At 66.8% G+C, this 25,226-nt stretch carries 25 protein-coding genes and 1 tRNA gene; 17 read left to right on the top strand and 9 right to left on the bottom strand.

Features of this window, described 5'->3' with window-relative positions; translation table 11 throughout:
* Positions 1-5: 5 nt before the first annotated feature.
* From ACK8OU_RS13960 to ACK8OU_RS13945, 4 genes are all read left to right on the top strand, one after another.
* A complete protein-coding gene (locus ACK8OU_RS13960; RefSeq protein ID WP_410304030.1) occupies positions 6-506 on the top strand; it encodes a YIP1 family protein in 501 nt (166 codons plus the stop codon).
* Complete coding sequence (locus ACK8OU_RS13955) at positions 506-1,096, top strand: Yip1 family protein (RefSeq protein WP_410304029.1); 591 nt, start codon at positions 506-508, stop codon at positions 1,094-1,096. Before ACK8OU_RS13960 ends, ACK8OU_RS13955 begins: the two co-directional genes overlap by 1 nt.
* A 22-nt stretch (positions 1,097-1,118) precedes the next feature.
* Positions 1,119-2,339, top strand: coding sequence for a cysteine desulfurase (locus ACK8OU_RS13950; protein WP_410304028.1), 1,221 nt, complete (start codon positions 1,119-1,121; stop codon positions 2,337-2,339).
* A 94-nt stretch (positions 2,340-2,433) separates the two neighbouring features.
* Positions 2,434-2,510: transfer RNA gene (locus tag ACK8OU_RS13945), tRNA-Arg, on the top strand.
* A gap of 120 nt (positions 2,511-2,630) precedes the next feature.
* Here ACK8OU_RS13945 and ACK8OU_RS13940 read toward each other — a convergent pair.
* On the bottom strand, positions 2,631-3,191 hold the full coding sequence (locus tag ACK8OU_RS13940; RefSeq protein ID WP_410304027.1) for a YcbK family protein: 561 nt from the start codon (positions 3,189-3,191) through the stop codon (positions 2,631-2,633).
* A 298-nt stretch (positions 3,192-3,489) separates the two neighbouring features.
* Between ACK8OU_RS13940 and ACK8OU_RS13935 the strand changes: the two genes are divergently transcribed.
* From ACK8OU_RS13935 to ACK8OU_RS13920, 4 genes are read left to right on the top strand one after another with little or no spacing between them, the layout of a single operon-like run.
* On the top strand, positions 3,490-5,091 hold the full coding sequence (locus tag ACK8OU_RS13935) for a L,D-transpeptidase family protein (protein ID WP_410304026.1): 1,602 nt from the start codon (positions 3,490-3,492) through the stop codon (positions 5,089-5,091).
* 47 nt (positions 5,092-5,138) lie between these two features.
* A complete protein-coding gene (locus ACK8OU_RS13930) occupies positions 5,139-6,242 on the top strand; it encodes a UDP-3-O-(3-hydroxymyristoyl)glucosamine N-acyltransferase (RefSeq protein WP_410304025.1) in 1,104 nt (367 codons plus the stop codon).
* A 3-nt stretch (positions 6,243-6,245) separates the two neighbouring features.
* Positions 6,246-6,521, top strand: a complete 276-nt coding sequence (locus tag ACK8OU_RS13925) for an acyl carrier protein (RefSeq protein ID WP_410304024.1) — start codon at positions 6,246-6,248, stop codon at positions 6,519-6,521.
* Positions 6,522-6,525: 4 nt separating this feature from the next.
* Entirely contained in the window at positions 6,526-7,734 is a 1,209-nt protein-coding gene (locus ACK8OU_RS13920) for a beta-ketoacyl-[acyl-carrier-protein] synthase family protein (protein WP_410304059.1), read from the top strand.
* A gap of 84 nt (positions 7,735-7,818) precedes the next feature.
* Here the strand turns inward: ACK8OU_RS13920 and ACK8OU_RS13915 are convergent, their stop codons facing one another.
* Positions 7,819-8,478 (bottom strand): invasion associated locus B family protein, encoded by a 660-nt coding sequence (locus ACK8OU_RS13915; RefSeq protein ID WP_410304023.1) that lies wholly within the window; start codon positions 8,476-8,478, stop codon positions 7,819-7,821.
* A 461-nt stretch (positions 8,479-8,939) separates the two neighbouring features.
* Here ACK8OU_RS13915 and ACK8OU_RS13910 point away from each other — a divergent pair, with 461 nt between their 5' ends.
* Positions 8,940-10,511 (top strand): helicase HerA-like domain-containing protein, encoded by a 1,572-nt coding sequence (locus tag ACK8OU_RS13910; protein ID WP_410304022.1) that lies wholly within the window; start codon positions 8,940-8,942, stop codon positions 10,509-10,511.
* A gap of 6 nt (positions 10,512-10,517) precedes the next feature.
* Here ACK8OU_RS13910 and ACK8OU_RS13905 read toward each other — a convergent pair whose 3' ends face one another.
* Positions 10,518-10,847, bottom strand: coding sequence for a DUF6477 family protein (locus ACK8OU_RS13905; protein ID WP_410304021.1), 330 nt, complete (start codon positions 10,845-10,847; stop codon positions 10,518-10,520).
* A gap of 223 nt (positions 10,848-11,070) precedes the next feature.
* Here ACK8OU_RS13905 and ACK8OU_RS13900 point away from each other — a divergent pair, with 223 nt between their 5' ends.
* The gene (locus ACK8OU_RS13900) at positions 11,071-12,192 is read left to right on the top strand and encodes a DUF6456 domain-containing protein (protein ID WP_410304020.1); all 1,122 of its coding nucleotides are present in this window, start codon (positions 11,071-11,073) and stop codon (positions 12,190-12,192) included.
* Between the two features lie 229 nt (positions 12,193-12,421).
* Positions 12,422-13,378 (top strand): lipoyl synthase, encoded by a 957-nt coding sequence (gene lipA, locus ACK8OU_RS13895; RefSeq protein ID WP_410304019.1) that lies wholly within the window; start codon positions 12,422-12,424, stop codon positions 13,376-13,378.
* A gap of 32 nt (positions 13,379-13,410) precedes the next feature.
* Here the strand turns inward: lipA and ACK8OU_RS13890 are convergent, their stop codons facing one another.
* The 3 genes from ACK8OU_RS13890 to hpt form a co-directional block, all read right to left on the bottom strand.
* Positions 13,411-14,298: a c-type cytochrome gene (locus ACK8OU_RS13890; protein WP_410304018.1), complete on the bottom strand. Its 888-nt coding sequence runs from the start codon at positions 14,296-14,298 to the stop codon at positions 13,411-13,413.
* 92 nt (positions 14,299-14,390) lie between these two features.
* On the bottom strand, positions 14,391-14,570 hold the full coding sequence (locus tag ACK8OU_RS13885; RefSeq protein ID WP_410304017.1) for a hypothetical protein: 180 nt from the start codon (positions 14,568-14,570) through the stop codon (positions 14,391-14,393).
* Positions 14,567-15,106 (bottom strand): hypoxanthine phosphoribosyltransferase, encoded by a 540-nt coding sequence (hpt, locus tag ACK8OU_RS13880; protein ID WP_410304016.1) that lies wholly within the window; start codon positions 15,104-15,106, stop codon positions 14,567-14,569. Before hpt ends, ACK8OU_RS13885 begins: the two co-directional genes overlap by 4 nt.
* An 87-nt stretch (positions 15,107-15,193) precedes the next feature.
* On the opposite strand from hpt, the gene ACK8OU_RS13875 reads away from it, so the two are divergent.
* Positions 15,194-15,643 carry a type II toxin-antitoxin system RatA family toxin gene (locus ACK8OU_RS13875; protein ID WP_410304015.1) on the top strand — a complete coding sequence of 150 codons (450 nt, stop codon included), beginning with the start codon at positions 15,194-15,196 and terminating at the stop codon, positions 15,641-15,643.
* On the opposite strand, the gene ACK8OU_RS13870 is transcribed toward ACK8OU_RS13875, so the two are convergent.
* Genes ACK8OU_RS13870 through ACK8OU_RS13860 form a run of 3 tightly spaced genes read right to left on the bottom strand, consistent with a single transcriptional unit; the run spans position 15,634 to position 17,722 of the window.
* Positions 15,634-16,104, bottom strand: a complete 471-nt coding sequence (locus ACK8OU_RS13870) for a CinA family protein (RefSeq protein WP_410304014.1) — start codon at positions 16,102-16,104, stop codon at positions 15,634-15,636. The genes ACK8OU_RS13875 and ACK8OU_RS13870 overlap by 10 nt on opposite strands.
* Positions 16,101-16,598, bottom strand: a complete 498-nt coding sequence (locus ACK8OU_RS13865) for a phosphatidylglycerophosphatase A family protein (RefSeq protein ID WP_410304013.1) — start codon at positions 16,596-16,598, stop codon at positions 16,101-16,103. The genes ACK8OU_RS13870 and ACK8OU_RS13865 overlap by 4 nt, the downstream gene beginning before the upstream one ends.
* Complete coding sequence (locus ACK8OU_RS13860; RefSeq protein WP_410304012.1) at positions 16,595-17,722, bottom strand: bifunctional 2-C-methyl-D-erythritol 4-phosphate cytidylyltransferase/2-C-methyl-D-erythritol 2,4-cyclodiphosphate synthase; 1,128 nt, start codon at positions 17,720-17,722, stop codon at positions 16,595-16,597. Before ACK8OU_RS13860 ends, ACK8OU_RS13865 begins: the two co-directional genes overlap by 4 nt.
* Before the next feature lie 257 nt (positions 17,723-17,979).
* On the opposite strand from ACK8OU_RS13860, the gene dusB reads away from it, so the two are divergent.
* The 5 genes from dusB to ntrX all read left to right on the top strand — a co-directional run bounded on the left by dusB (position 17,980) and on the right by ntrX (position 25,189).
* A complete protein-coding gene (gene dusB / locus ACK8OU_RS13855) occupies positions 17,980-18,900 on the top strand; it encodes a tRNA dihydrouridine synthase DusB (RefSeq protein WP_410304058.1) in 921 nt (306 codons plus the stop codon).
* Complete coding sequence (locus tag ACK8OU_RS13850; protein WP_410304011.1) at positions 18,897-20,006, top strand: two-component system sensor histidine kinase NtrB; 1,110 nt, start codon at positions 18,897-18,899, stop codon at positions 20,004-20,006. Before dusB ends, ACK8OU_RS13850 begins: the two co-directional genes overlap by 4 nt.
* Positions 20,007-20,009: 3 nt before the next feature.
* Positions 20,010-21,395, top strand: coding sequence for a response regulator (locus ACK8OU_RS13845; RefSeq protein WP_410304010.1), 1,386 nt, complete (start codon positions 20,010-20,012; stop codon positions 21,393-21,395).
* A gap of 103 nt (positions 21,396-21,498) precedes the next feature.
* Positions 21,499-23,775: a sensor histidine kinase NtrY-like gene (locus tag ACK8OU_RS13840; protein WP_410304009.1), complete on the top strand. Its 2,277-nt coding sequence runs from the start codon at positions 21,499-21,501 to the stop codon at positions 23,773-23,775.
* Position 23,776: 1 nt separating this feature from the next.
* On the top strand, positions 23,777-25,189 hold the full coding sequence (gene ntrX / locus ACK8OU_RS13835; RefSeq protein WP_410304008.1) for a nitrogen assimilation response regulator NtrX: 1,413 nt from the start codon (positions 23,777-23,779) through the stop codon (positions 25,187-25,189).
* Positions 25,190-25,226: the final 37 nt, after the last annotated feature.

Genomic DNA, 25,226 nt, shown 5'->3' with positions numbered 1-25,226 from the left:
TGCCCATGTCGGCCACCGATGACATCCTGCGCAGCTATCGCGCACCGCGCGCGGTGATGCGCGGCCTTCTGGCGCGGGGCCGGTCCGAGCCCTGGGCGCTGTCGATCCTGCTGGCGGCGCTGGCGGTGATCTTTGTCGCGCAATGGCCGCGCCTGTCGCGCATCGCGCATCTGGACCCGGATCAGCCCCTGACGGGGCTGATGCTGGGCACGGGGCTGGCGGCGCTGGCGGCGTTGCCGGCGTTCTATCTGCTGGCGGGGGCCAGCCATGTCATCGCGCGCGCGTTTTTTGGCGGGCGTGGCAGCTTTTACGGCGCGCGGCTGGCGCTGTTCTGGGCACTGCTGGCGGCCTCGCCGCTGATGCTGTTGCAGGGGCTGGTGGCGGGGTTCATCGGCGCGGGCGCGCAGCTGACCTTTGTCAGCGCTGCGGTGGGCGTGGTCTTTGCCGCGATCTGGCTTGCGGCGCTGCGCGTGGCGGAATTCGAACATCCCGGCGGAGGTGCCTGATGGAGCTGCGGTTTTCGGTTCTGCTGGATCTGATCCGCCAGTCGGTTCTGGACCCGAACGGGGCGGTGGCGCGACTGCTGGGGCTGGGCGTGCCGATGCAAGGGCGCATCCTGGGGCTGGCCATCGTCATGGTGCTGTCGGCGGCGCTGGCGACGCTGTCGCAGATGGCGCTGGCGCTGGCTACGGGTGGGCAGATCCGGGTTTCGGCGGCATCGCCGGTGGTTCTGGCGCTGATGCAGGGGGCGCTGCTGGTCTATGGCGCCTGGGCGATTGCCTTCTTTGGCCGGCGCATGGGCGGGCGCGGCACATTCGCCGATGCGCTTTTGCTGGTGGTCTGGATGGAATTCGTCCTGATCGTCGGGCAGATGGTGCAATTCGTGCTGATGTTTCTGTTCCCGATGGTCGGCATGGTGCTGACGATGGTGTTGCTGGGGCTGATGGGCTGGCTTTTGGTCCGCTTCACCGCGGCGCTGCATGGCTTTACCAATCTGGCGCTGGTCGCGCTGGCGGTGGTCGGGATCTTCATTGGCAGCGCGCTTGTATTCGGCATCGTCTTGATGTCGTTCGGAATTTTCCCCGTCCCCGCATAGCGCGGGACTACAGGAGCCTGTCATGTATGACGTTGCCAAGATCCGCGCCGATTTCCCGATCCTTAGCCGCACGGTGAATGGCAAGCCGCTGGTCTATCTGGACAATGGCGCATCGGCGCAAAAGCCCGCCTGCGTGATCGAGGCGGTGACGCGCGGCTACGCCGAAGAATATGCCAATGTTCACAGGGGCTTGCACTATCTTTCGAACCTCGCCACCGAAAAGTATGAGGCCGTGCGCGGCATCATCGCGCGCTTTCTGAACGCGCCCTCGGCCGAGGAGATCGTCTTTACCTCGGGCACGACCGAGGCGATCAACCTGGTGTCCTATGGCTGGGCCGCGCCGCGGCTGCAGGCGGGCGATGAAATCGTTCTGTCGGTGCTGGAACATCACGCCAATATCGTGCCTTGGCATTTCCTGCGCGAACGGCAGGGCGTTGTGCTGAAATGGGTGGAACCCGAAGCTGACGGGTCGCTGGACCCGGCGAAGGTGCTGGCCGCGATCGGCCCGCGCACGCGGCTGGTGGCGGTCACGCATATGTCGAACGTTCTGGGCACGCTGGTCGATGTCGCGGCGATCTGCAAGGGCGCGCGGGCGGCGGGGGTTCCGGTTCTGGTCGATGGCTCGCAGGCGGCGGTTCACATGCCGGTGGATGTGGCCGCGATCGGCTGCGATTTCTATGCGATCACCGGACATAAGCTATACGGGCCAAGTGGTTCCGGCGCGATCTTCATCCGGCAGGAGAGGATGGAGGAGATGCGCCCCTTCCTGGGCGGCGGCGACATGATCGACACGGTCACGCGCGACAGCGTCACCTATGCCCGCCCGCCGATGCGGTTTGAGGCCGGCACACCGGGCATCGTGCAGCAGATCGGGCTGGGCGTGGCGCTGGACTATCTGATGGGCGTCGGCATGGACAAGATTGCCGCGCATGAGGCGGACCTGCGTGATTACGCGCTGGACCGGTTCAAGGGGCTGAACTGGCTGAAGGTTCAGGGCGCGGCCCCGCAGCGCGGCGCGATCTTTTCGCTGACGCTGGCGGGGGCGGCCCATGCGCATGACATCTCGACCGTGCTGGACAAGCGCGGCATCGCGGTGCGCGCGGGCACACATTGCGCGATGCCTCTGATGCAGCATCTGGGCCTGTCGGCGACGGCGCGGGCCTCTTTCGCGATGTATAATACCCGGGCCGAGGTCGATGCGCTGATTTCAGCGCTGGAATTGTGCCACGATCTGTTTGGCTGATCCCGACGCGGCCAGGCAACGGCGTCATGGGCCCCAAGATCCGTCCGGACCCCATTGCAGCCCCGCGCAAAGCTGGCTATAGAGGCAACGTGCTGCACCCGTAGCTCAGCTGGATAGAGTGTCGCCCTCCGAAGGCGAAGGTCACAGGTTCGAATCCTGTCGGGTGCGCCAATTTCCCATTCCGATCCAATGGATAGCGTTGTTGCGGGGCGGGTTCTGCCGTCTTGATGTCTGGTCGCCAATTGAAAAAGCGCCGCGAAAGCGGCGCTTTGGGGGCATCTGCCAGGGGGGTCAACCGCCCCAGGTGCGGATCGGGCCGCAATCCATATGAACGAAATTCGAGCGCGAATATTTGCCGACGCCGCCCGCCTTGCAGGCCGCGGCCGCCTGATACATCTGCCCGACCGAACGCGACTTCAGCCGCAGGTCGGCGGCCTGGCCCTTCATGTGCAGCGAGTTCTTGGCCACCCCGCCCGAGCGCGAGCGCAGCATCGAATTGGTCTTGGGCGAACGGTAGCCCGACAGCATCATGTAGGGTTCGCTTACATCCATCAGCCGATGCGCCGCGGCGGCGATGTCGATGGTGCGGGGATCGATGCGCGTAACCTCATTCGTGCGCCAGTCGCGCATGAAGTGGTTGATCTCGGCCAGGGCTTCCTTGATGTAGTCGCCCTCGATCCAATAGACGGTGTCCAGGCTTTCGCCGGTGCGGCCCGAATACATCCGGATGCGCCGGATGTCGCCTGCGCCTTTCAGAAAGCCGAATGCGTTGGATGCCGTGGGGGCTGCCGTGATCATGGTCGCCGCAAAGGCGCCAAGCAACCCGCGCCGGGAGATCGTCGTCATGCTCATTCCGTTCGCCTGTCCTGCCAGTTCCTGCCGCCCGGTTCGGCGGCTCTGCCGGGTTACCCCCGGCGGATGCGAAGTTTATGACACAGAGCGATTCTCAGACCAACCTTTGATTTGCGCCATTCCAGCGAAGACCAGCCCGATCGGCGGTATTTTGCTGAAATCCAGGCATCTGTTGCGCCGCAGCATCGAAACCTGGCGGTCGCGTGGCAATCGGGGGCCAGCGGTGGGGCCGGTCTGGACAGGGTGCCCGAATTCAAGGAAACTGAAATTTCAGGGAAATCGGCAGTTTGGGGTGATCATGGGCCAGGTTCGGCGGCTTCGGGCGTGGGTTGCGGCGGCGGCGGTGCTGGCGGCGGCGGGCGGGGCGGTCAGTTCCGCCGCGCAGGAACTGCCGGTCTTTGCCCAAGGTCTGGCCGAAAGGGCCCTGGCCGATCCGGCGCTGCAGGCGTTCTACACCGCGCGCGGCCATGCGCCGATCTGGACCGGGGCCGAGGATTCGGCCCGCCGCGCGGCGTTCTTTGCCGCGCTGGATCAGGCGGTGCATCATGGCCTGCCCGTGGCACGCTATGACGCGGCCGGGTTGCGCGCGCGCTTTGCCACGATCCGGTCGGAACGCGAACGCGGGATGCTGGAGGCGGCGATGTCGGGCGCCTTTCTGGCCTATGCGCGCGACATGCAGTCGGGCGTGCTGGACCCCGCGACGGTCGACAGCGGCATCGTGCGTGACATCGCGCGTCCCGATCCGCTGGACCTGCTGAACCGGTTCGCGGTCGCGGACCCCGATGCGTTTTTCCGCGCGCTGGTGCCATCGGCGCCGCAATATGCCCAGTTGATGAAGGCGCGGCTGGACCTGGCTGCGGTCATCGCGCGCGGCGGCTGGGGCGCGCCGGTGCCCGCCAGGCCCCTGCGGCCGGGCGACAGCGGGCCCGCGGTGGTCGCGCTGCGTGACCGGCTGGTGGCGATGGGCTATCTGCCGCGGTCCGCCGTGGCCAGTTTCGACGCCTCGATCCAGAAGGCCGTGCAGCAGTTTCAGATCGACCATGGGCTGACCCCCGATGGCGTCGCCGGTGAGGGCACCCTGGCCGAGATCAACCGCCCGCCGCAGGATCGGCTGAAGGCGGTGACCGTGGCGCTGGAACGCCTGCGCTGGATGAACGGGGTGGATCTTGGCGCCCGCCACATCTGGGTCAACATCACCGATTTTTCGGTCCGGGTGGTGGATGACGGCAAGGTCAGCTTTGAATCGGTGACCGTGGTGGGTGAAACCAGGACCGACCGGCGCACCCCGGAATTTTCCGACCAGATGGAATATATGGTGGTCAATCCCACCTGGAACGTGCCGCGTTCCATCACGGTCAAGGAATATCTGCCGATGATGAAGCGCAACCCCAATGCGGCGGGGCATATCAACATCATCGACAGCCGTGGCCGGGTCGTGCCGCGGTCTGCGATCAACTTTGCCGCCTATACCGAACGCAGCTTTCCGTTCCAGATGAAACAACCGCCTTCGGACGGCAATGCGCTGGGGCTGGTGAAGTTCATGTTCCCTAACAAGTACAACATCTATCTGCATGATACACCGTCGAAATCCTTGTTTGATCGTGAGGTGCGGGCGTTTTCGCATGGCTGCGTGCGGGTGGGGCAGCCCTTCGATCTGGCCTATGTGCTGCTGGGGGCGCAAAGTCCCGATCCGCAGGGGGAATTCCGCCGCCACCTGAACACCGGGCGCGAAACCACGGTGATGCTGGACCGCCCCGTTCCGGTGCATCTGGTCTATTACACCGCCTGGCCCACGCCGCGCGGGCGGATCGAATACCGGCGTGACATCTATGGGCGGGACGGTGCGCTTTTCGACGCGCTGGCCCGGGCCGGGGTGGAATTGCCGGGCGTGGACAGCTAAATCGGAAGGGCGGGCGCAGCAGGCGCCCCCAGCCCGGAAGGCCCGACATGGCGCATACAGTTGCACAGATTGCCAAGGCCCTTGGGGCCAGGGCGGAAGGCGACCTCTCGATCCGGATCGAGGGCGCTTCGGAACCGGCGGCGGCGGGCCCGGCGCAGCTGGCGCTGGCGATGGACCCGAAATATGCCGAAGGTCTGGCACAAGGGGCGGCGCGCGCCGCGATGCTGTGGGACGGCGCGGATTGGCAGGCGCTGGGGTTGCAGGCCGCGATCTTCGTCGCGCGCCCGCGTCTGGCGATGGCGGGGCTGAGCCGGGTCTTTGATCCCGGCCCCGAAATCGCGCCGGGGACGCATCGATCCGCGATCATCGACGCTTCGGCCCGGATCGGCGCGGGGGCGGCGATCGGCCCGTTCGTGGTGATCGGGCGCGGGGTGGTGATCGGGCCGGGCGCGCGCATCGCCGCCCATGTCAGCATTGCCGAAGGCGCGGTGATCGGCGCGGATGCCCTGATCCTGCAGGGCGCGCGGATCGGCGCGCGGGTGACGATCGGGGACAGGTTCATCTGCCACCCCGGCGCGGTGGTGGGGGCGGACGGCTTTTCCTTTGTCACGCCGGAAAAATCCGGGGTCGAGGAAATCCGCCAGACGCTTGGCGCGCGTGACCAGATTCGCGCCCAAAGCTGGACGCGCATCCATTCGCTGGGCACGGTCCGGATCGGCGACGATGTCGAACTTGGCGCCAATGCCACGATCGACCGGGGCACCGTGCGCGCCACGGTGATCGGATCGGGGACCAAGCTGGATAACCTGGTGCATGTGGGCCACAACGTGCAGGTCGGGCGCGATTGTCTTTTGTGCGGGCAGGTGGGCATCGCCGGGTCGTCGCGCATCGGCGACCGGGTGGTGCTGGCGGGGCAATGCGGGGTGTCGGACAACATCTTCGTGGGGGATGACGTGATCGCGGGCGGCGCGACCAAGATCTTTTCCAACGCGCCCGCGGGGCGGGTGTTGCTGGGATCGCCGGCGCTGAAGATGGAAACCCATGTCGAGGCCTGGAAGAACATCCGCCGGCTGGGCCGGTTGTTCGCGCAGGTGGCCGAGCTTCGGGAAACCGTTACAAAGATGAGCCAGAAGAACGGGACCGAGCAATAACACATGAGCCTGACCGTGTCCGAACAGATCATCGCCATCCTGGCCCGCGAAGCCGTGCTGGAACCCCATGAAGTGCGCCCTGAAATGACGATCGAGGATCTGGGCCTCGACAGTCTGGGGCTGGTCGAGACGATCTTTGCGATCGAGGAGACCTTTGACATTTCCGTGCCCTTCAACGCCAACGAACCCGCGCAGGGGGAATTCGACATTTCCTCGGTGGGCGCGATCGTGGCGGCGGTGGAACGGCTGATCGCCGCGCGGGGGGCCGCGCTTGCCTGAGGGGCTGCGCCGGGTGGTCATCACCGGGGCCGGCACGGTCAACGCGCTGGGGCGCGACGTGCCCGAAACGCTGGCCGCCATGGCCGAGGGACGTTGTGGCATCAGCGATCTGGATATCGAGGATGCCGAACGGCTAAGCGTGCGGATCGGCGGGCAGGTCAAGGGCTGGGTTCCAGAAAATCTGTTCGATGCCAAGGCCTTGGCCTTTTACGACCGGGTCACGCAATTCGCGCTGGTCGCCGCGCGCGAGGCGGTGGCGCAATCGGGGCTGAATTTCGCGGGCGATCTGGGCTTGCGCGCGGGCGTGGTCATGGGATCGGCGGGGGGTGGGGTCGGCACCTGGAACGAATCGTTTCGCGCGGTCTATGCGATGGGCAAGAACCGCGTGCATCCCTTTGTCGTGCCGCGGCTGATGAACAATGCCGCCGCCAGCCATATCGCGATGGAATTCGGGGTGATGGGGCCGGCGTTCTCGGTCTCGACCGCCTGCGCCAGTTCGAACCATGCGATGGGGCTGGCGTTTCAGATGGTGCGGTCTGGGGCGGCGCCGGTGATGCTGACCGGCGGCGCCGAGGCGATGCTGTGTTTCGGCGGGATCAAGGCCTGGGAAGGACTGCGCGTGATGTCGCGCGACGGCTGCCGCCCGTTCTGCGCCAGCCGCAATGGCATGGTCCAGGGCGAGGGCGCGGGGGTCTTTGTTCTGGAGGATCACGATCATGCCCGCGCCCGTGGGGCCGATATCCTGGCCGAGGTTTCGGGCTTTGCGATGACCTCGGATGCGGGCGATATTGTCATGCCCTCGATGCAGGGGGCGGCGCGGGCGATTTCGGGGGCGCTGCGGGATGCGGGCTTTGACCCGGCAACGGTGGCCTATGTCAACGCCCATGGCACCGGCACCGCGGCCAATGACCGGACCGAAACGGCGGCGATCCGCGCGGCCTTTGGTCCCGCGGCCGAGGGGCTGGCGCTGTCGTCAACCAAGGCGATGCATGGCCATTGCATCGGCGGCACCGGCGCGGTCGAGCTGCTGGCCTGCCTGATGGCGCTGCGTGACGGGATCGTGGCGCCGACGATCGGCTATCAGCGTCCCGACCCCGATTGCGATCTGGATGTGGTGCCCAATACCGCGCGTGAAATGCGGGTGGATCGGGCGCTGTCCAATGCCTTCGCCTTTGGCGGTCTGAACGCGGTGCTGGCATTGCAGCGGATCTGAACGGCAAACGGTCAAGGCCGTCACGCAAAACGCCGCCCTTTCGGGGCGGCGTTTCTGTCTGCGATCGGGCGCGTCTGCCGTGGATCAGTTCGCCAGCCTGGCGTTCGATTCGGCCATCGCCGTATAGGCCGCGGTAAAGCCCTTCAGCGACATGTCGAGGTTCACCTTCTGATCGGGCGCCGCCATCGGCACCAGCGTCACCACGACCTTGTTGCCCCGGCGCAGCGCGGCCAGTTCATCGGCGGTGAAGCCCGCCTGAACGAAACAGCCCACGCGCGCGCAGAACCGGAACGGGTAGACCCTGGCCTCGGCGCTGTCGACCTTCAGCGTCAGGTTCTGGCTCAGGTCGGTTTCCAGCGGCGTCATGATCGTGGCGCCGGCGGCGGCCTTCTGGCCTTCGGGCAGGTTCTGGATCGAGATGTCGGCGACGGAATTGCCATCGGAATCTTTCAGAAGCTGATAGATCTGGCAGGGGTCCTTGCCGTCCCCGGTGCGGATGCACTGCACGGTCCAGGCGTCAAAGGTCTGGGCGACATAGGGTTTGCCGATGTCACTGGCTTCGGCTTCGGCGGTGGCGGCTGCCTCGGGCGCGGGTTCGGCTGCCGGGGCCTCTGCGGCCGGGGTGTCGGCTGCGGGGGTGTCGGCTGCGGGGGGCTCGGCGGGGGCGGTCGCATCCTGCGCCAGTGCCGCCGAACCAAGGCCAAGGGCCAGCACGAGCGCGAGGGGTGTTTTCAGATCTGCCATTTTTCCCTTCCATCCTGAACGGGTTGCGCCGCCCCCTTAGCACGGGGCAGGGGTGAAGTCAGGGGCGAAAAGCGGACCGGGGCGGGGGCGGGCGGCGGATTTCGGCCAGCATCGCATAAGTCGTGCCGATCGCATCCGCCGCAGGCGGGGGGCGAAAAAGAAAAGGGTTCCGCAACGGAACCCTTTTCATCGTTCTCCCTGTCGGACTGGCCGACTTCGTAATTGCGCAAACGCTAATCGCGAAGTTGTTACAGGTCAACAGCCAAATATGATGCCTCCAAAGGCATGAACTTTCGCAAAAAAGCCGCACCCCGAAAGGTGCGGCCAGTCCGACAGGGAGGAAGTTGCCAGATGCCGCAGCAGCAGGCATCGGGAACAGATCCAGACTGGCACAGGGTGGTTAAATAAGTATTCTTTGCGCGAACATTTGGGCGCGACCATTTGGGAAAAAGGGGTTTCTCATGACCGGGGTTCTGACCGAAGCGGGCATTTTCGTGGGCGGTGGCGGCGAAGGCCATGGCACGGCGCAGGAACTGTTGCTGAAATATGCCAATCGCCACGGTCTGGTCGCGGGGGCTACCGGCACCGGCAAGACGGTCACGCTGCAGATCCTGGCCGAGGCCTTTTCCACCGCCGGGGTTCCGGTTTTCCTGTCGGATGTGAAGGGCGATCTGGCGGGGCTGGCGATGCCGGGCAGCGCCGGGGGCAAGCTGCATGCCGCCTTTGCCCAGCGCGCGGCCACCATCGGCTATGACCTGTCCTACCGCGACTTTCCGGTGACCTTCTGGGATCTGTTCGGCGAACAGGGCCATCCGGTGCGCACCACGGTGTCGGAAATGGGGCCGCTGCTTTTGTCGCGGCTGATGGGCCTGTCCGGGGCGCAGGAAGGTGTGCTGAACATCGCCTTCCATCTGGCCGACGAAGAGGGGCTGGCGCTGCTGGATCTGAAGGATCTGCGCGCGATGCTGGTGCATGTGGGGCAGAACGCGGCGCAGATCGGGCTGCGCTATGGCAATGTCTCGGCCGCATCGGTGGGGGCGATCCAGCGCCAGTTGCTGGTGCTGGAAACGCAAGGCGGCGACCGGTTCTTTGGCGAACCCGCGCTGGAGCTGGCCGACATGATGGCGCAGGCCCCCGACGGGCGCGGCCGGATCAACATTCTGGCAGCGGACCGGCTGATGTCCTCGCCCCGGCTTTATGCGACCTTCCTGCTGTGGCTGCTGTCAGAACTGTTCGAGGAACTGCCCGAGGTGGGCGACCCCGACAAGCCGCGATTCGTCTTCTTCTTTGACGAAGCGCATCTGTTGTTCGACGATGCCCCAAAGGCGCTGGTCGACAAGGTCGAACAGGTGGCCCGTCTGATCCGGTCCAAGGGGGTGGGGGTCTATTTCATCACCCAGAACCCCGCCGACGTGCCCGATGGGGTGCTGGGCCAGCTGGGCAACCGGGTACAGCATGCCCTGCGCGCCTTTACCGCCAGGGATCAGAAGGATCTGGCCCGCGCGGCGCAGAACTATCGCCCCAATCCCGCCTTCGACACCCAGACCGCGATCAAGGAGGTCGGCACCGGCGAGGCGGTGACATCCTTCCTGCAGGCCAAGGGCGCGCCGGGCATGGTGGAACGCACGCTGGTTCGCCCGCCGCAATCGCGCCTGGGTGTGCTGAACGATGCCGAACGGCGCGCGGTGATCGCGGCCTCGGCCCTGGGGGTGAAATACGACCGCGTGATCGATCGCGATTCGGCCCATGAGATCCTGACCCGGCGCGCCGATGAAGCCGCGCGCGAAGCCGCCCGCGCCCAGGCCGCAGCCACGGTCGAGGCCGAAAGCGCCGCCCGGGCGGACCGTGAATTCCGCAATGCCCGGCGCTACGACGGCGCCACGGGCAAGGCCCCGGCCAAGCCGCGCAGCCGGGCGCGCAGTTCTGATTCGGTTCTGGAAACCTTTGGCAAAAGCCTGGCCCGGCAGCTGGGCACGAAATCGGGGCAGGCGCTGGTGCGCGGGGTGCTGGGCACGCTGTTCCGGTCGCGCTGAGCCTGGTCACCCCCCCAGCGGCGCGACGGCGCGCGCGGGTTCGGGCGCCGGATGCGGCCTGCGCGGCAGCAGCCGTGCCTCGGCCATCACCGCGATCAGAACGTCGATGTGGCGCATCACACAATAATCCGCCGCCCCCGCGCGCCGGCGGGTCTCAAGCCGCGTTTCCTCGGCCAGAAGCCCGGCCAGGGCCGCGTCCGGCGCAGGCAGGGCAGGCGCGGTCAGGATGCGCTTCAGATCACGGCCGCGGTTGTAATCCGCCACCCCGAACCGCGCTGCGCGCACCAGCAGACGCGGACGTTTGAGCTGTGAAACAAGGGCAGAAAGGTCGGTCATGGCAGTCCCCCAGATGTGTGACGGGGCCACGAAAGCACAACCTGTGCGGGTGTTGCGCCATTCCAAAGATCAGCGTTCGGCGCTTTTGAGAAAATTTAGAATTTTTAAACAATTCTCTGGATCGTTCGCGTTCTTTAACGAACAGGTAAGGAAAACAACCCACGGTTGAGCGTTACGGACTCTTGCGGCATCACGGACATGCCGCCTGTATCTGGGGGAAAGAATGAAGACGACTGCACAAGGTCCCGCGGGGTTGCCCGCGTGGCTGCCGGACTATGCACGCCTGTATCTGCGCCATGTGGAAGAGGGTGTCTCGATTCGGCAACTGGCGCGGGCCGAGGGCTGCCATGCCTCGACCGTCCTGCGCCGGGTGCGCCGGATCGAGGCGCGCCGCGACGATCCGCTGGTCGATGAGGCGCTCGATGGTCTGGGCCGCAATCGTCCCGCCTGCCCCCCACGCTCGACCGGATCAGCAGAGGAAGACCCGATGAGCGCACCGCTTCGTTCCGATCCGATCCCCGAAGCCCGACTGATGGCCGAAGCCCGCCGCATCCTGCGCCGGCTTGGCGAAGTGGGCGCGTTGCTGGTGGTCGCCCCCGACATGGACAAGGCCGTGGTGCTGAAGGGCACGGTGCGCACCGCCGTGCTGGACCGCGCGGTGGCGCAGGCCTTCGCCCTGAAGGACTGGATCCAGGTCGCCCATTCCGGCCGCGTGGTCAGCTATGAAATCAGCCCGGTCGGTCGCGCCGCGCTGAAGCGGATGCCGGAGAACGCGGGCACGGGCTTTGCCGAGGCCCGGGGCGCCTTTGCCGGTGCCGAGCCCGCCCCACACGCCGCCCAGCACCGGATCTGGGCCGATCGGGATCTGCCCGACCCCGAAGACAACCGCCCCCGCCGCATGCGCGCCAATCTGGCCGAAAGTCCGCTGGGCGTTCTTGCGCGGCGGCGGGATAAAGAGGGCGAACCTTTCCTGACCCCCGATCTGGTCGCGGCCGGAGAACGGCTGCGCGAGGATTTCGAACTGGCCCAGCTTGGCCCGCGCGTTGCGCAGAACTGGGAACGCTTCCTGACGGGGGGCGGTGATCGCGGCCAGTATCGGACGGGCCACGGCGGCGGCGGGTCGGAACGCGCGCGCGAACGCGTCGCCGCCGCCCTGCGCGATCTTGGCCCGGGCCTGGGCGACATGGTGCTGCGCTGCTGCTGCTTTCTGGAAGGGCTGGAAACGGCGGAAAAGCGGCTGGGCTGGTCGGCGCGCTCGGGCAAGATCGTGCTGCGCATCGCGCTGATCCGTCTCCAGCGCCATTATGAGGAAACCTATGGCGGCGCGGCGCCCCTGATCGGCTGACGCGGGGGCGACGAAGGGGCAGGGGGCGCTGCCCCCTCTTGGCGCGGCGCGCCAATTCACCCCCGAGGTATTTGTGGCAAGATGAAAGCCCCCTTCGGCTTTGACCAAATATCCCGGGGGGTGAGGCGCGGCACGCGCCGAGGGGGCAGCGCCCCCCTTTTGCGTCGCATCCCTTGGACAAGTCCGCCCGAACGCGTTACATCTGCCCCAGCAGCTGCAGGAGTGCCCCATGAGCCCGCGCGACCTAAAGATCCCCGGCCAGCGTCATCCGGAAAAGGCGCATCGTCCCGATCAGGAACAGCCGAAGAAACCGGCCTGGATCCGGGTCAAGGCACCGACCTCGCAGGGCTACAAGGACACGCGCGAGATCCTGAAGACCAACAAGCTGGTGACGGTTTGCGAAGAGGCGGGCTGCCCCAATGTCGGCGAATGCTGGAGCGCGGGCCACGCCACCATGATGATCATGGGCGATATCTGCACGCGCGGATGTTCGTTTTGCAATATCGCCACCGGCAAGCCCGACGCGCTGGACGCGTTCGAGCCGGGCCGTGTGGCCCATGCCGTACAGACGCTGGGGCTGAAGCATGTCGTGATCACCTCGGTCGACCGCGACGATCTGGGGGATGGCGGGGCCGAGCATTTCGCCCAGACGATCCGCGCGGTCCGCCACCGCAGCCCCGATACCACGATCGAGATCCTGACCCCCGATTTCCTGAAATGCGGTCCCGAGGCGCTGGAAAAGGTGGTCGAGGCGCGGCCCGATGTCTTCAACCACAATCTGGAAACCGTGCCGGGCCTTTATCCAACCGTGCGCCCCGGCGCGCGCTATTTCCACAGCCTGCGCCTGTTGCAGCGCGTGAAAGAGCTGGATCCGGCGATGTTCACCAAGTCGGGCATCATGGTGGGCCTGGGCGAGGATCGTCAGGGCGTCTTGCAGGTGATGGATGACATGCGCGCGGCCGATGTCGATTTCCTGACCATTGGCCAGTATCTGCAGCCGACCCCCAAGCACCACCGTGTCGACCGCTTCGTCACCCCCGAGGAGTTCAGGGATTATGAGCGCGCGGCCTATGGCAAGGGCTTCCTGATGGTTTCGGCCACGCCGCTGACGCGGTCATCCTATCACGCGGGTGAGGATTTCGCGCGGCTGCGGGCGGCGCGTCTGGAAAAGCTGGGCCGGGGCTGAGGCCGCGCGCGCGGGCGACCGTCAACCGGGGCTCAATCAACCGGCGGCACGCGTTTCAGATAGGCGGCAACGGCGCGCCGGTCTTCGGGCTGCAGTTGGGCGAAGTTCGACACGACATGGGCCATATGGCCGCCGACGCTGTCGTAATCGGGGGTGAAGCCGGTTTCCAGATAGGCGGCGATATCTTCCTCGGTCCAGGTCAGTTTCGCCGGCGTGATATTGGGGATCGTGCCCGTGCCCGAAGGATCGGGACCGCCCGCCAGCCAGCGGCTGCGGTCCAGCCCGCCCAGGACATTGCGCGGGGTGTGGCATTCACCGCAATGGCCCAGCGCCTCGGCCAGATAGCGGCCGCGGGTTTCCGCAGGGTCAAGATCGCCCGTGATCACCCAGTCATCGTTCAGGAACAAAGCTTTCCAGCCGCCAAGGGCCAGGCGGATGTTGAAGGGAAAGCCGATGTCATGTGGCGCGCTGGGGGTTGGATCGGGGGGCAGGGTCATCAGGAAGGCGTGCAGGTCGGTCACATCCTGCGCGGTCATCCTTGCATAGGCGCCATAGGGCAGGGCGGGGTAAAGATGCTGGCCCGCGCGCCCCGTGCCCTTGATCAGCGCATTGGCCAGATCGGTCGCGGTCCATCCCGCGATCCCCTGGTCCGAGGGCGAGATGTTGGGCGCAAGGAAGGTTCCGAAGGGCGAGGCAAATTTCTGGCCGCCTGTCATCACCCGCTGTGCATCATCGCGCGCGCCCGGCGCCATGTGGCACGATCCGCAGCCTGCGGCCAGAAACACCGTCTCGCCGCGCGCGGCATCGCCGGAAAGCCCGGCCAGATCGGTCGCATCCATCCGTTGCGGGCGCGTCACGACCAGCGCCGCGCCAAGGGCTGCGGCACCGGCCAGGGCCAGGATCATCAGACTGCGGCGCATCGGCTTCTCCGTCTCGGGCCAGGGTTGTGGGGACAGTGTGCGGCCTTGGGCTGCCTGATGCAACCTGCACGGGCCCGGGTCAGGGGGTGGCGTCAGGGGCGGGGCGCGCGCGGCAGCTTTTCGACGCGCGCCCAACCGGGCCAGAGGCCCAGCCAGTCCAGCGCCACAACCGCCAGCGCGGCGGCCACCGCGATGGCCGCGATCTTCACCATCCGCGGCGAGGGCGGATGGCGTGCCCATTTCGCCATGCGCAGCAGCCAGGTCAGGTTCATTCGGTGAACCGGACCTTGCCGATGAAGGGCAGGTTGCGGTTGCGCTGGGCAAAGTCGATACCGTAACCCACCACGAATTCGTCGGGAATTTCGAACCCCGTCCAGGTGGCGCGCACATCGGCTTCGCGCCGCGACGGCTTGTCCAGCAGCGCGCAGCATTCGATCCGGCGGGGGTTGCGCGCGCGCAGCAGGCCCATCACATGGTTCAGCGTGTGCCCGGTATCGACAATATCCTCGACCACCAGCACATCGCGCCCCTCGATCGGGGCGCGCAGATCCTTGAGGATTCGCACCTCGCGGCTTGAGGTCATCGCATCGCCATAGCTGGAGGCTTCGAGAAAATCGACCTCGACCGGCAGGTCGATTTCACGCACCAGATCGGCGATGAAGACGAAAGATCCGCGCAACAGCCCCACCACCACCAGCTTGTCGGTGCTGGCGAAGGCCTCGGTGATTTCATGCGCCAGCGCCTCGACGCGGGCGGCGATCTTCTTGGCCGAAATCATCTGATCAATCACATGGGCGCGCTGCGTCATCGTGGCATTTTCCTGTGGGGGGCCTTGATTTCCGCCCCCTCTTTACCGCAAAGAAACCCCGCAAGTCACGGCGGAAACGGATCAGCGATGCCCAGCCATTCCGAACAGCGGGTCATGCCCTACAGCGCGCGGCAGATGTATGATCTGGTCGCCGATGTCGGGCGCTATCCCGAATTCCTGCCCTGGAATTCGGCCGCGCGGATCCGGTCGCGCGCGCTGCAGGTTGACGGGTCCGAGGTGCTGGAGGCCGATCTGGTGATTTCCTTCAAGGTCTTCCGCGAACGCTTTGGCAGCCGGGTTACGCTTTGGCCGGAACGCCAGCGGATCGATACGGAATATCTGGACGGGCCGTTCAAATACCTGCGCAGCTGGTGGCAATTCGCGGATCGTGAAGGCGGGGGCTGTCAGGTGGAATTCTTCGTCGATTTCGAATTCCGCAACGCCATCCTGCAAAAGGTGATCGGCGTGGTCTTTGATGAGGCGATGCGCCGGATCGTGCGCGCGTTCGAGGATCGCGCCCGCGCGCTTTACGGCTGAAGCGCGCGGCCCAGCAGCGCCAGCGCATGATCGCGCGCGGCGTGGCGCACCCGGTCGCGCCCCAGCGCGCCGAAGTCGATGGTTTCCGTGATGGTGGGCGTTCCCTTGTGTGCCAGGGCAAAGCAAACGCGCCCCTCGGGTTTGAATTCGGACCCGCCGGGGCCGGCGATTCCGGTGATCGCCACCGCCAGATCGGCCAGCGAACGGGCCAGCGCGCCTTCGGCCATTTCCTGTGCCACCGCTTCGGATACCGCGCCATGGGCGGCCAGCGTGCCCGCCCGCACACCCAGCATGTCCTGTTTCGCGGCGTTGGAATAGGTGACAAAGCCCCGGTCCAGCACCGCCGACGATCCCGCCACATCGGTCAGCGCCACCGCGACCATGCCGCCCGTGCAGCTTTCGGCGGTGGCGATGCGCAGGCCGCGTGCCTTGGCGGCGGTCAGGATATCGGCGGGGGTCATCGCATCAGAATCCCGTGGGCCACGCCGGCCGCGACCATCGTGGCAAGGCCGGCAAAGACCCCGGCCCACAGGTCGTCCAGCATCACGCCCGCCGCATCGCCGCGCCGGTCGGCCCGGCCCACAAGCCAGGGTTTCCAGATGTCGAACAGGCGGAAAAAGACAAAGGCCGCGACCCAGCCGGGATAGGCGACCACGGCCCAGTCTTCCAGCCCCCGCGCCCAGAAGGCGGCGGCGGGGAACAGCAGCGCCAGCCACTGGCCCGCGACTTCATCGATGACAATCTCGGATGGATCCTCGCCGGGGCGGCCGTGCAGTTCCCGGCCCACCGACCAGAAACCAAGGGCGGTCACCGCGACCGTGGCCGCGACCAGCGCCCAGAAACCGATGTAGCGGTCGATCGCGACGCCCAGTACCAGCGCCGCCGCCGATCCCCAGGTGCCTGGTGCGGGCCGCATCAGCCCCACACCGAAAAAGGTGTTGATTACCCGGATCATGCGCGCACCAATGTTGCCGTTGCGATGGCCGCGATACCTTCCTCGCGGCCCGTGAACCCCAGCCGTTCCGAGGTGGTCGCCTTGACCGACACCCGATCCGGTCCAACCCCCATGATGCGGGCAAGTTCCGTTTCCATTTCAAGGGCATGAGGGCCGATCTTCGGGCGCTCGCAGATCAGCGTCACATCGACATTGCCGATGCGATAGCCTTTGCCCCCGGCCAGTTTCGCGGCATGGGCCAGAAAGATTTCCGAGGCCGCGCCCTTCCACTGCGGGTCCGAGGGGGGGAAATGCCGGCCGATATCGCCCGCCGCCAGCGCGCCATAGATCGCATCGGTCAGCGCATGCATCCCCACATCGGCATCGGAATGGCCCATAAGCCCTTTGGAATGCGGAATTTTCACCCCACACAGGATAACGTGATCGCCCTCGCAAAAGGCATGCACATCATAGCCATTGCCCAGCCTTACATCCATCGCGGCCCCCAGAATGCGCTCGGCCCGGGCGAAATCCTCGGGCCAGGTGATTTTCAGATTGTCCTCTGCGCCGGGGACGATGTCCACCGCAAGTCCCGCCCGGCGCGCGATTTCCACATCATCGGCCGCGTCCCCGGGATGGGCGCGACAGGCGGCCAGGATCGTGTCAAAGTGAAAGCCCTGCGGGGTCTGCGCGCGATAAAGCCCGTCGCGGTCGGCGGTGCCGGTCACCCGGCCATCTTCGCCGCGCCACAATGCGTCCGTCACCGCCAGCGCGGGCGCGGCCGCGGGCGCATGATCCAGCGCCGCCAGCACCGCCGCGATCACCGCGCGCGGCACAAGCGGGCGCGCGCCATCATGGATCAGAACCTTGGAAATCCCTGCCCCGTCAAGGGCCTCCAGGGCGTTCCTGACGCTTTGCGACCGGGTCTGCCCGCCCGCCACCAGCGTCACCGCCCCGCCGAATTCCTCAAGCCCGCGGATCATCTCATCCGGGTGCAGCACCACGACGACGCGGTCCAGGCCCGCAAAGGCCGCGACCGTCCGCGCCAGAACGGTCCGCCCGCCCAAGGGACGCCATTGCTTGGCCAGCCCGCCGCCCGCGCGGCTGCCGCGCCCGGCGGCGACAATGATCACGGCCGTTGTCATGCACCCTCCACAAATCCGCGCCAATGGCTTAGGCGATAGCTGCCCGCGGTGCAATCGAGGCTTTTGTCGCATTTCGGGGCAGCCATGTGATTATTTTTTGTGCAACTGCTGTTTTTTGCCGCCAAAAACGCCCAGATTGTTTGAGACGCCCCCGCATCGCGTTTAGCTGGGGCCCGAAAGGATACATCGTGACCGCTGCCGCATCCCCCATCCGCCTTGGCGATCTTGCCCTGACCCCGCCGGTGTTTCTGGCGCCGATGGCGGGCATCACCGATCTGCCGTTCCGCCGCATGGTGGCGCGGTTCGGCGCGGGGCTGGTGGTGTCGGAAATGGTCGCCTCGGGCGAGATGCTGACGGCGAAACCATCCGTCCGGGCCAAGGCGCGGGTGGAACTGGGACTGGACCTGCCCAGTTCGGTGCAGCTTGCCGGCCGCGAGGCGCGCCCGATGGCCGAGGCCGCCAGGATCGTGGCCGACATGGGCGCGCGGATCATCGACATCAACATGGGTTGCCCGGCGAAGAAGGTGACGGGGGGCTATTCCGGCTCGGCGCTGATGCGCGATCCCGACCATGCCCTGCGCCTGATCGAGGCGGTAACGGGCGCGGTGGACCTGCCGGTCACGCTCAAGATGCGGCTGGGCTGGGACGACGACAGCCGCAACGCGCCCGACATCGCCCAAAGGGCCGAGGCCGCGGGCGTGCGGATGGTGGTGATCCATGGCCGCACACGGATGCAGTTCTACAAGGGTCAGGCCGATTGGGCGGCGATCGCGGCGGTCAGGCGGGCGGTGTCGATCCCGGTGATCGCCAATGGCGACATCGTCGATGCGGCATCGGCGCGCGCGGCGCGGGCGGTCTCGGGGGCGGATGGGGTGATGGTCGGGCGCGGGGCGCAGGGCGCGCCCTGGCGGCTGGCCCAGATCGCCCATGCGCTGCATGGCGCGCCGGCCCCGTCCATCCCCGAAGGCGACGCACTTTCCGATTTCATTTCCGATCATTACGAGGCGATACTGGGCTTTTACGGCAGTGCCGTTGGCCTGCGCCTGGCGCGCAAGCATCTGGGCTGGTATGCCGATCAGGTCGGGGCACCGCTGCGCGCCGAGATGATGGTGTCGCAAACGCCCGAGGCGACGCTGGCGCTGATCCGCGCGGCCTTTGGCGAAAGGATCGCCGCATGACCCTGCCTGCCCCCGGCATCATCTGGGCTTCGCTTCCCACGCCGGCGCTGCTGATCGACGGGGCCGACCGCGTGGCCGAGGTGAACCCGGCGGCAGAGCTGTTCCTGAACCTGTCGGCGCGCGCGCTGAAGGGGCAAAGCCTGTTCGAACGGCTGGCGATCTCGGCCCCGCTGGAAGAGGTCTTCGCCCGCGTCCGCGCCAATCGCGCGGCGCTGTTCGTCAATGATGTCGATGTGACCACCGGCGAACGCGCGCCGGTGCAGTGCAACCTGCAGGCCGCGCCGCTGGGCGAAGATCCCCAGATGGTGCTGTTCCTGATCACCCCGCGTGAAATCGCCGACCGGCTGGGCCGGGCCAGCATGGTCCGGTCCGCCGCGCGTTCGGCCATCGGCATGGCCGAGATGCTGGCGCATGAAATCAAGAACCCGCTGGCGGGAATCGCGGGGGCGGCGCAGCTTCTGGCGATGGGCCTGTCGGGCGAGGACCGCGAACTGACCGACCTGATCGTGGATGAGACGCGGCGCATCGTGAAGCTGCTGGAACAGGTCGAGCAATTCGGCGATGTCCGCCCGCCCGACCGGCGCGCGGTCAATATTCACGACGTGCTGGACCGGGCGCGCAAATCCGCCCAGGTTGGCTTTGGCGCGGGCATGCGGATCGTCGAGGATTACGACCCGTCCTTGCCGCCGACGCTGGGCGATGCCGATCAGCTGACACAGGTGTTCCTGAACCTGCTGAAAAATGCGACCGAGGCCGCGCAGGCCGGGGAACGAAGTGGCGGCCAGACCGGGGGCCAGTCCGGGGGCACCATCCGCATCCGCACCTTCTATGACCACGCCCTGCGCCTGCGCGGCGCCGATGGCCGCGGTCAGCCGGTGCCCTTGCAGGTGGAAATCATCGACGACGGCCCGGGCATCCCGCCCGATCTGGCCGGCGCGATCTTTGAGCCCTTCGTTTCGGGACGCGAAAACGGCACGGGTCTTGGCCTGGCGCTGGTGTCCAAGATCATATCCGACCATGACGGCTGGATCAGCGTGGATTCCGTGCCCGGGCGCACGGTGTTCCGCATTTCCCTGCCCGTCGTCCCCCGCAGCCAGAAGGAGTGACCCGTGGACGGCACCGTTCTTGTCGCCGATGACGACCGCACCATCCGCACCGTGCTGACCCAGGCCCTGACCCGGGCGGGCTGCAAGGTGCATGCGACCGCCAGCCTGACGACGCTGATGCGCTGGGTCGAAGAGGGCAAGGGCGATCTGGTGATTTCCGATGTGGTCATGCCCGATGGCAATGGCCTTGAGGCGCTGCCCCGCATCGGCAAGGAACGCCCCGGCCTGCCGGTGATCGTGATTTCGGCGCAGAACACGATCATGACCGCGATCCAGGCCGCCGAGGCCGAGGCTTTCGATTATCTGCCCAAGCCCTTCGATCTGCCCGATCTGATGAAACGCGCGGCCCGCGCGCTGGAAACCAGACGCCGTCGCGCGCCCGCTCCGCGCCCGGCCGATCCCGCTGCGGCGGTGGCCCCCGAGGCATCGGATCTGCCGCTGGTGGGGCGCACGGCGGCGATGCAGGCGCTGTATCGGCTGGTGGCGCGGGTGATGAATGCCGATCTTGCGGTGCTGATCCAGGGCGAAAGCGGCACCGGCAAATCGCTGATCGCGCGTGCGATCCACGATTTTTCCGACCGGCGCACGCTGCCCTTCGTGGTGGCGCAGGCGGGCGATCTGCAAGGCGCCGAGGGGCCCGCGGCGTTGCTGGGGCGGGTGCGGGGCGGCAGCCTCGTGTTCGACGAGGTGGCCGATTACGACGATGAGACCCAGGCCCGCGTCGTGCGCCTGCTGGATGCGCTGCCCGATCCCGCGCCGCGGATCATGGCGACCACCCAGCACGATCTGGCCGCCCTGATGGAAACCGGGCGCTTCCGGCGTGATCTGTTCTACCGGCTGGGCGGGATCGCGCTGGCCGTGCCGCCGTTGCGCGACCGGGTCGAGGATATCCCGCTGCTGGCCGATCATTTCCTGGCGCGCGCCGAACGCGAAGGCCTGGGCGCGCGCCGCCTGGCGCCCGAGGCGCAGGCGCTGATCCGCGGCTTTTCCTGGCCCGGCAACGTGCGCCAGCTGGAAAATACCCTGCGCCGGCTGGCCGTGACCGCGGTGGGCGACGAAATCACCCGCGCCGAGGTCGAGACCGCGCTGCACAGCCAGCCAAGCGCCGATCCCGCCCGCGGCCCCGTACCGGAAGGCGACCGGCTGGCGGCCTCGATCGCGCGCCACCTGCGGCGCTATTTCGACCTGCACGGCGCAAACCTGCCGCCGCCGGGGCTTTATGACCGCATCCTGCGCGAGATGGAGGCCCCGCTGCTGGAAATCGCGCTGGAGGCCACGGCCGGAAATCAGGCCAAATGTGCGGATCTTCTGGGGATCAACCGCAATACCTTGCGCAAGAAGATCACGGATCTGGATATTCAGGTGACACGGCGCCGCAAGCTGATGTAAAACGGCAACAGTCAGGCGTTGCCTTTTTGCCTGCCGGATTCGGTCGTCCGATGTGGCGGCTGGACCGGGGCGGGGCGGCGCTTGCGCAGACCGGGGGACATCCGTGCAAGGCACACTACATCGCACCGCATGGGATCGGCTAAGCCGATTGCGCCGTCAGCGCCGCGTGCAGAATGCCGCGACGATCGGGCTGGTGGCGCTGGGGCCGGTGCTGGCCTTCGCCACCTTTGTCGTGCTGGGGCCGATGGGGCAGGGTGCGGCGTCCAATGCGCTGCGGCTGATCCTGCTGGCGGATTTCGTCTATTTCCTGCTGCTGGCGGGGCTGATCGGGCTGCGGCTGATGCAGATGCTGGCGGCGCGGCGGGCGCGTTCGGCCGGGTCGCGGCTGCATCTGCGGCTGACGGGGGTGTTCGCGGGCATCGCGCTGGTGCCCACGGTGCTGGTGGCGATTTTCGCCGGGCTGACGGTGAACGTGGGTCTTGAGGGCTGGTTTTCCGACCGGGTCCGGCAGGTGGTGGGCACATCGCTTGCCGCGGCCGAGGCCTATCAGGACGAACACCGCCGTGATCTGGTGCAGGACACCCAGGCGCTGGCCGCCTTTCTGAACCTGCGCCGGCAGGCCGCGACCTTCCTGGATGACGGCGATCTGCGCGAATTGCTGACCGCGGGGCAGGCGGGCATTCAGCGCGGCCTGCGCGAGGCCTATGTGATCGATGGCGCGGGCGATATCCGCGCGCGCGGCGAACGCAGCTATCTGTTCAATTTCGAAAGGCCCGCGCCCAACCACCTGGCCGAGGCCGAGACGGCCACCGCGCCGGTGCTGATCGAGGATTGGCCGAATGGGGAATTCCGCGCGCTGGTGCGGCTGGATGCCTTCGTGGACCGCTATCTGTATGTCAGCCGCGCGGTCGATGGGCAGATCCTGTCGCTGCTGGATGACACCCGCGAAACCGTCGGCCTTTATCAGCAGCTGGAGGCCACGCGCGGCAAGGTTCTGTTCGAATTCGGCCTGCTTTATGTGGGCTTCGCGCTGATCCTGATCTTTGCCGCGGTCTGGATGGGGCTGTGGTTTGCCGAACGGCTGTCGCGCCCGATCGGGCGGCTGGCGCTGGCGGCCGAACGGGTCGGCGCGGGCGATCTGGACGCGCAGGTCATCGAGGGCGAGGGCGATGACGAAATCGCCACGCTGGGACAGTCGTTCAACCGCATGACGCGCCAGCTGAAGGGCCAGCGCATGGAACTGGTGGCCAGCCACCGCGAGACCGAGGAACGCCGCCGGCTGTTTGATTCGGTGCTGTCCTCGGTGACCTCGGGGGTGATCGGGCTGGATGCCGGGGGGCGGGTCGATTTTCTCAACAGGTCCGCGATGCGGCTGCTGGACCTGGAACCCGGGCGCGACCACGACCGCCCCCTGACCGAGGCGGTGCCGGAATTTGCCAACCTGTTCCAGCGCCTGCAGGACGGTCTGGGTGAGGTCGCACAGGAAGAGGTGCGCGTGTCGCGCGCGGGGCGGCTGGAAAGCCTTCTGGTGCGCATGGCCGTGCGCCGGCGTCAGGATGGCGCGCCCGAAGGCTATGTGGTGGCCTTTGACGATGTCACCGAACTGGTCAGCGCGCAGCGCATGGCGGCCTGGGGCGATGTCGCGCGCCGTATCGCCCATGAAATCAAGAACCCGCTGACCCCGATCCAGCTGTCGGCGGAACGGCTCAAACGCAAGTTCTCGCCGCTTGTGGGCGATGAGGCCGAGGCGCTGGAACAGCTGACCGGCGTGATCGTGCGCCAGACCAACGACCTGCGCCGCATCGTCGACGAATTCTCGCGCTTTGCGCGCATGCCCGAACCCGACCGGCGCGATCACGATCTGGCGCGGCTGATGCGCGATGCGGTGACGCTGCAGGACGGCGCGTTGCATGGCGCGCAGCTGTCGGCCGATCTGCCCGACGGGCCGGTGATCGTGGAACTGGATGCGACGATGATCGGCCAGGCGGTCACCAACCTTCTGAAGAACGCGGGCGAAGCCATTGAAAGCCTGGTGGAAAAAGGCGCGCCCACCGGCTTTTCCCCCGAGGTGCGCGTGACCATGCAGGCCAGTCCCGAACAGGTGCTGATCCGCATCGCCGACAATGGCGTGGGCCTGCCCGAAGACCGCACCCGGCTGTTCGAACCTTACATGACGACGCGCGCCAAGGGCACGGGGCTGGGCCTGCCGATCGTCAAGAAAATCATCGAGGAACATGGCGGCACGCTGACACTGACCGATGCGCCCGCCTTCACCGGGGGCGCCCATCGCGGCGCGCTTGCCGAAATCCGCCTGCCGCGTGCGCGCGCAGGTGTCAAAGCCATCAAGGAAAGGGCCGCGGACAGTGCGGCAGGGATCTGACATGAGTGACATTCTGATCGTCGATGACGAAAAGGACATCCGCGAACTGATCGCCGACATCCTCGGGGACGAAGGCTTCGCCACCCGCATGGCCGCCAATTCCGACGACTGCATGGAGGCGATCAACGCCGAACCGCCGGCGCTGATGATCCTGGATATCTGGCTGAAGGACAGCCGGATGGACGGGATCGACATCCTCAAGGCGGTCAAGCGCAACAACCCCGACATCCCGATCATCATCATCTCGGGGCATGGCAACATTGAAATCGCGGTCGCGGCGATCAAGCAGGGCGCCTATGATTTCATCGAAAAGCCCTTCAACATCGACCAGCTGATGGTGGTGATCACCCGCGCGATGGAAACCGCGCGGCTGCGGCGGGAAAATTCCAGCCTGCGCCGGCGCGACCAGGGTCCGGCCGAAATGCTGGGCGCCTCGGCGGCGTTCCGCAAGCTCAAGGATCAGCTTGACAAGGTGACGCGGTCCAACGGGCGGGTGATGCTGTCGGGCGAGCCGGGATCGGGCAAGGAAATGGCCGCGCGCTACATCCACCAGCATTCGACCCGCGCCACCGGCCCCTTTGTCACCGTGACCTCGGCCTCGATCGCGCCCGAGCGTATGGAAGAGGTGCTTTTTGGTCGCGAATCCGCCGATCGGGGCGTGGAAAAGGGGCTTCTGGAACAGGCCCACGGTGGTGTGATCTATTTCGACGAGGTGGCCGACATGCCGCCGGGCACGCAAAGCAAGATCCTGCGGGTGCTGACCGAACAGCAGTTCATGCGCGTGGGCGGGGCCGACAAGGTGCGGGTGGACCTGCGGGTGATCAGCTCGACCACGCGCGATCTGGCCACCGAAATCGGCGCCGGGCGCTTTCGTCAGGAACTGTATGACCGGCTGAACGTGGTGCCGATCGCGGTGCCTGCGCTGGCCGAACGGCGCGAGGATGTGCCGCTGCTGGCCGCGCATTTCATCGAAGGGTTCAACCGCAGCCAGGGCCTGCCCCTGCGCCCGCTGTCCGAGGATGCGGCGGCGATGCTGCAGACGATGGACTGGCCCGGCAACATCCGCCAGCTGCGCAACGTCATCGAGCGCATCCTGATTCTGGGCGAGGGAACCGATCCGATCGAGGCGCGCGAACTGCCAGGCCAGGACGCGCCTGCCGAAGGGGGCCGCCTGGTCCTGGGGGGGGCGCTGGCGACGCTGCCTTTGCGCGAGGCGCGCGAATTGTTCGAACGCGAATATCTGCTGACCCAGATCAACCGCTTTGGCGGCAACATCTCGCGCACGGCGAATTTCGTGGGCATGGAACGTTCCGCGCTGCACCGCAAGCTGAAGTCGCTGGGCGTGGGCACCGCGGCCAAGGGCAACGGCAATGGCAACGGCAATGGCGGCCCCGCCGAAGAGGACGAGGCCTGAACCCGGGGGCGCGGGCGCGCGCGCCTGCCTGCGCGGC

It is taken from the genome of Pontitalea aquivivens (assembly GCF_046507575.1).
Lineage (GTDB): Bacteria > Pseudomonadota > Alphaproteobacteria > Rhodobacterales > Rhodobacteraceae > Pontitalea > Pontitalea aquivivens.
Note: the sequence above shows the minus strand (reverse complement) of the source record. Positions and strands in the feature narration are given on the sequence as shown.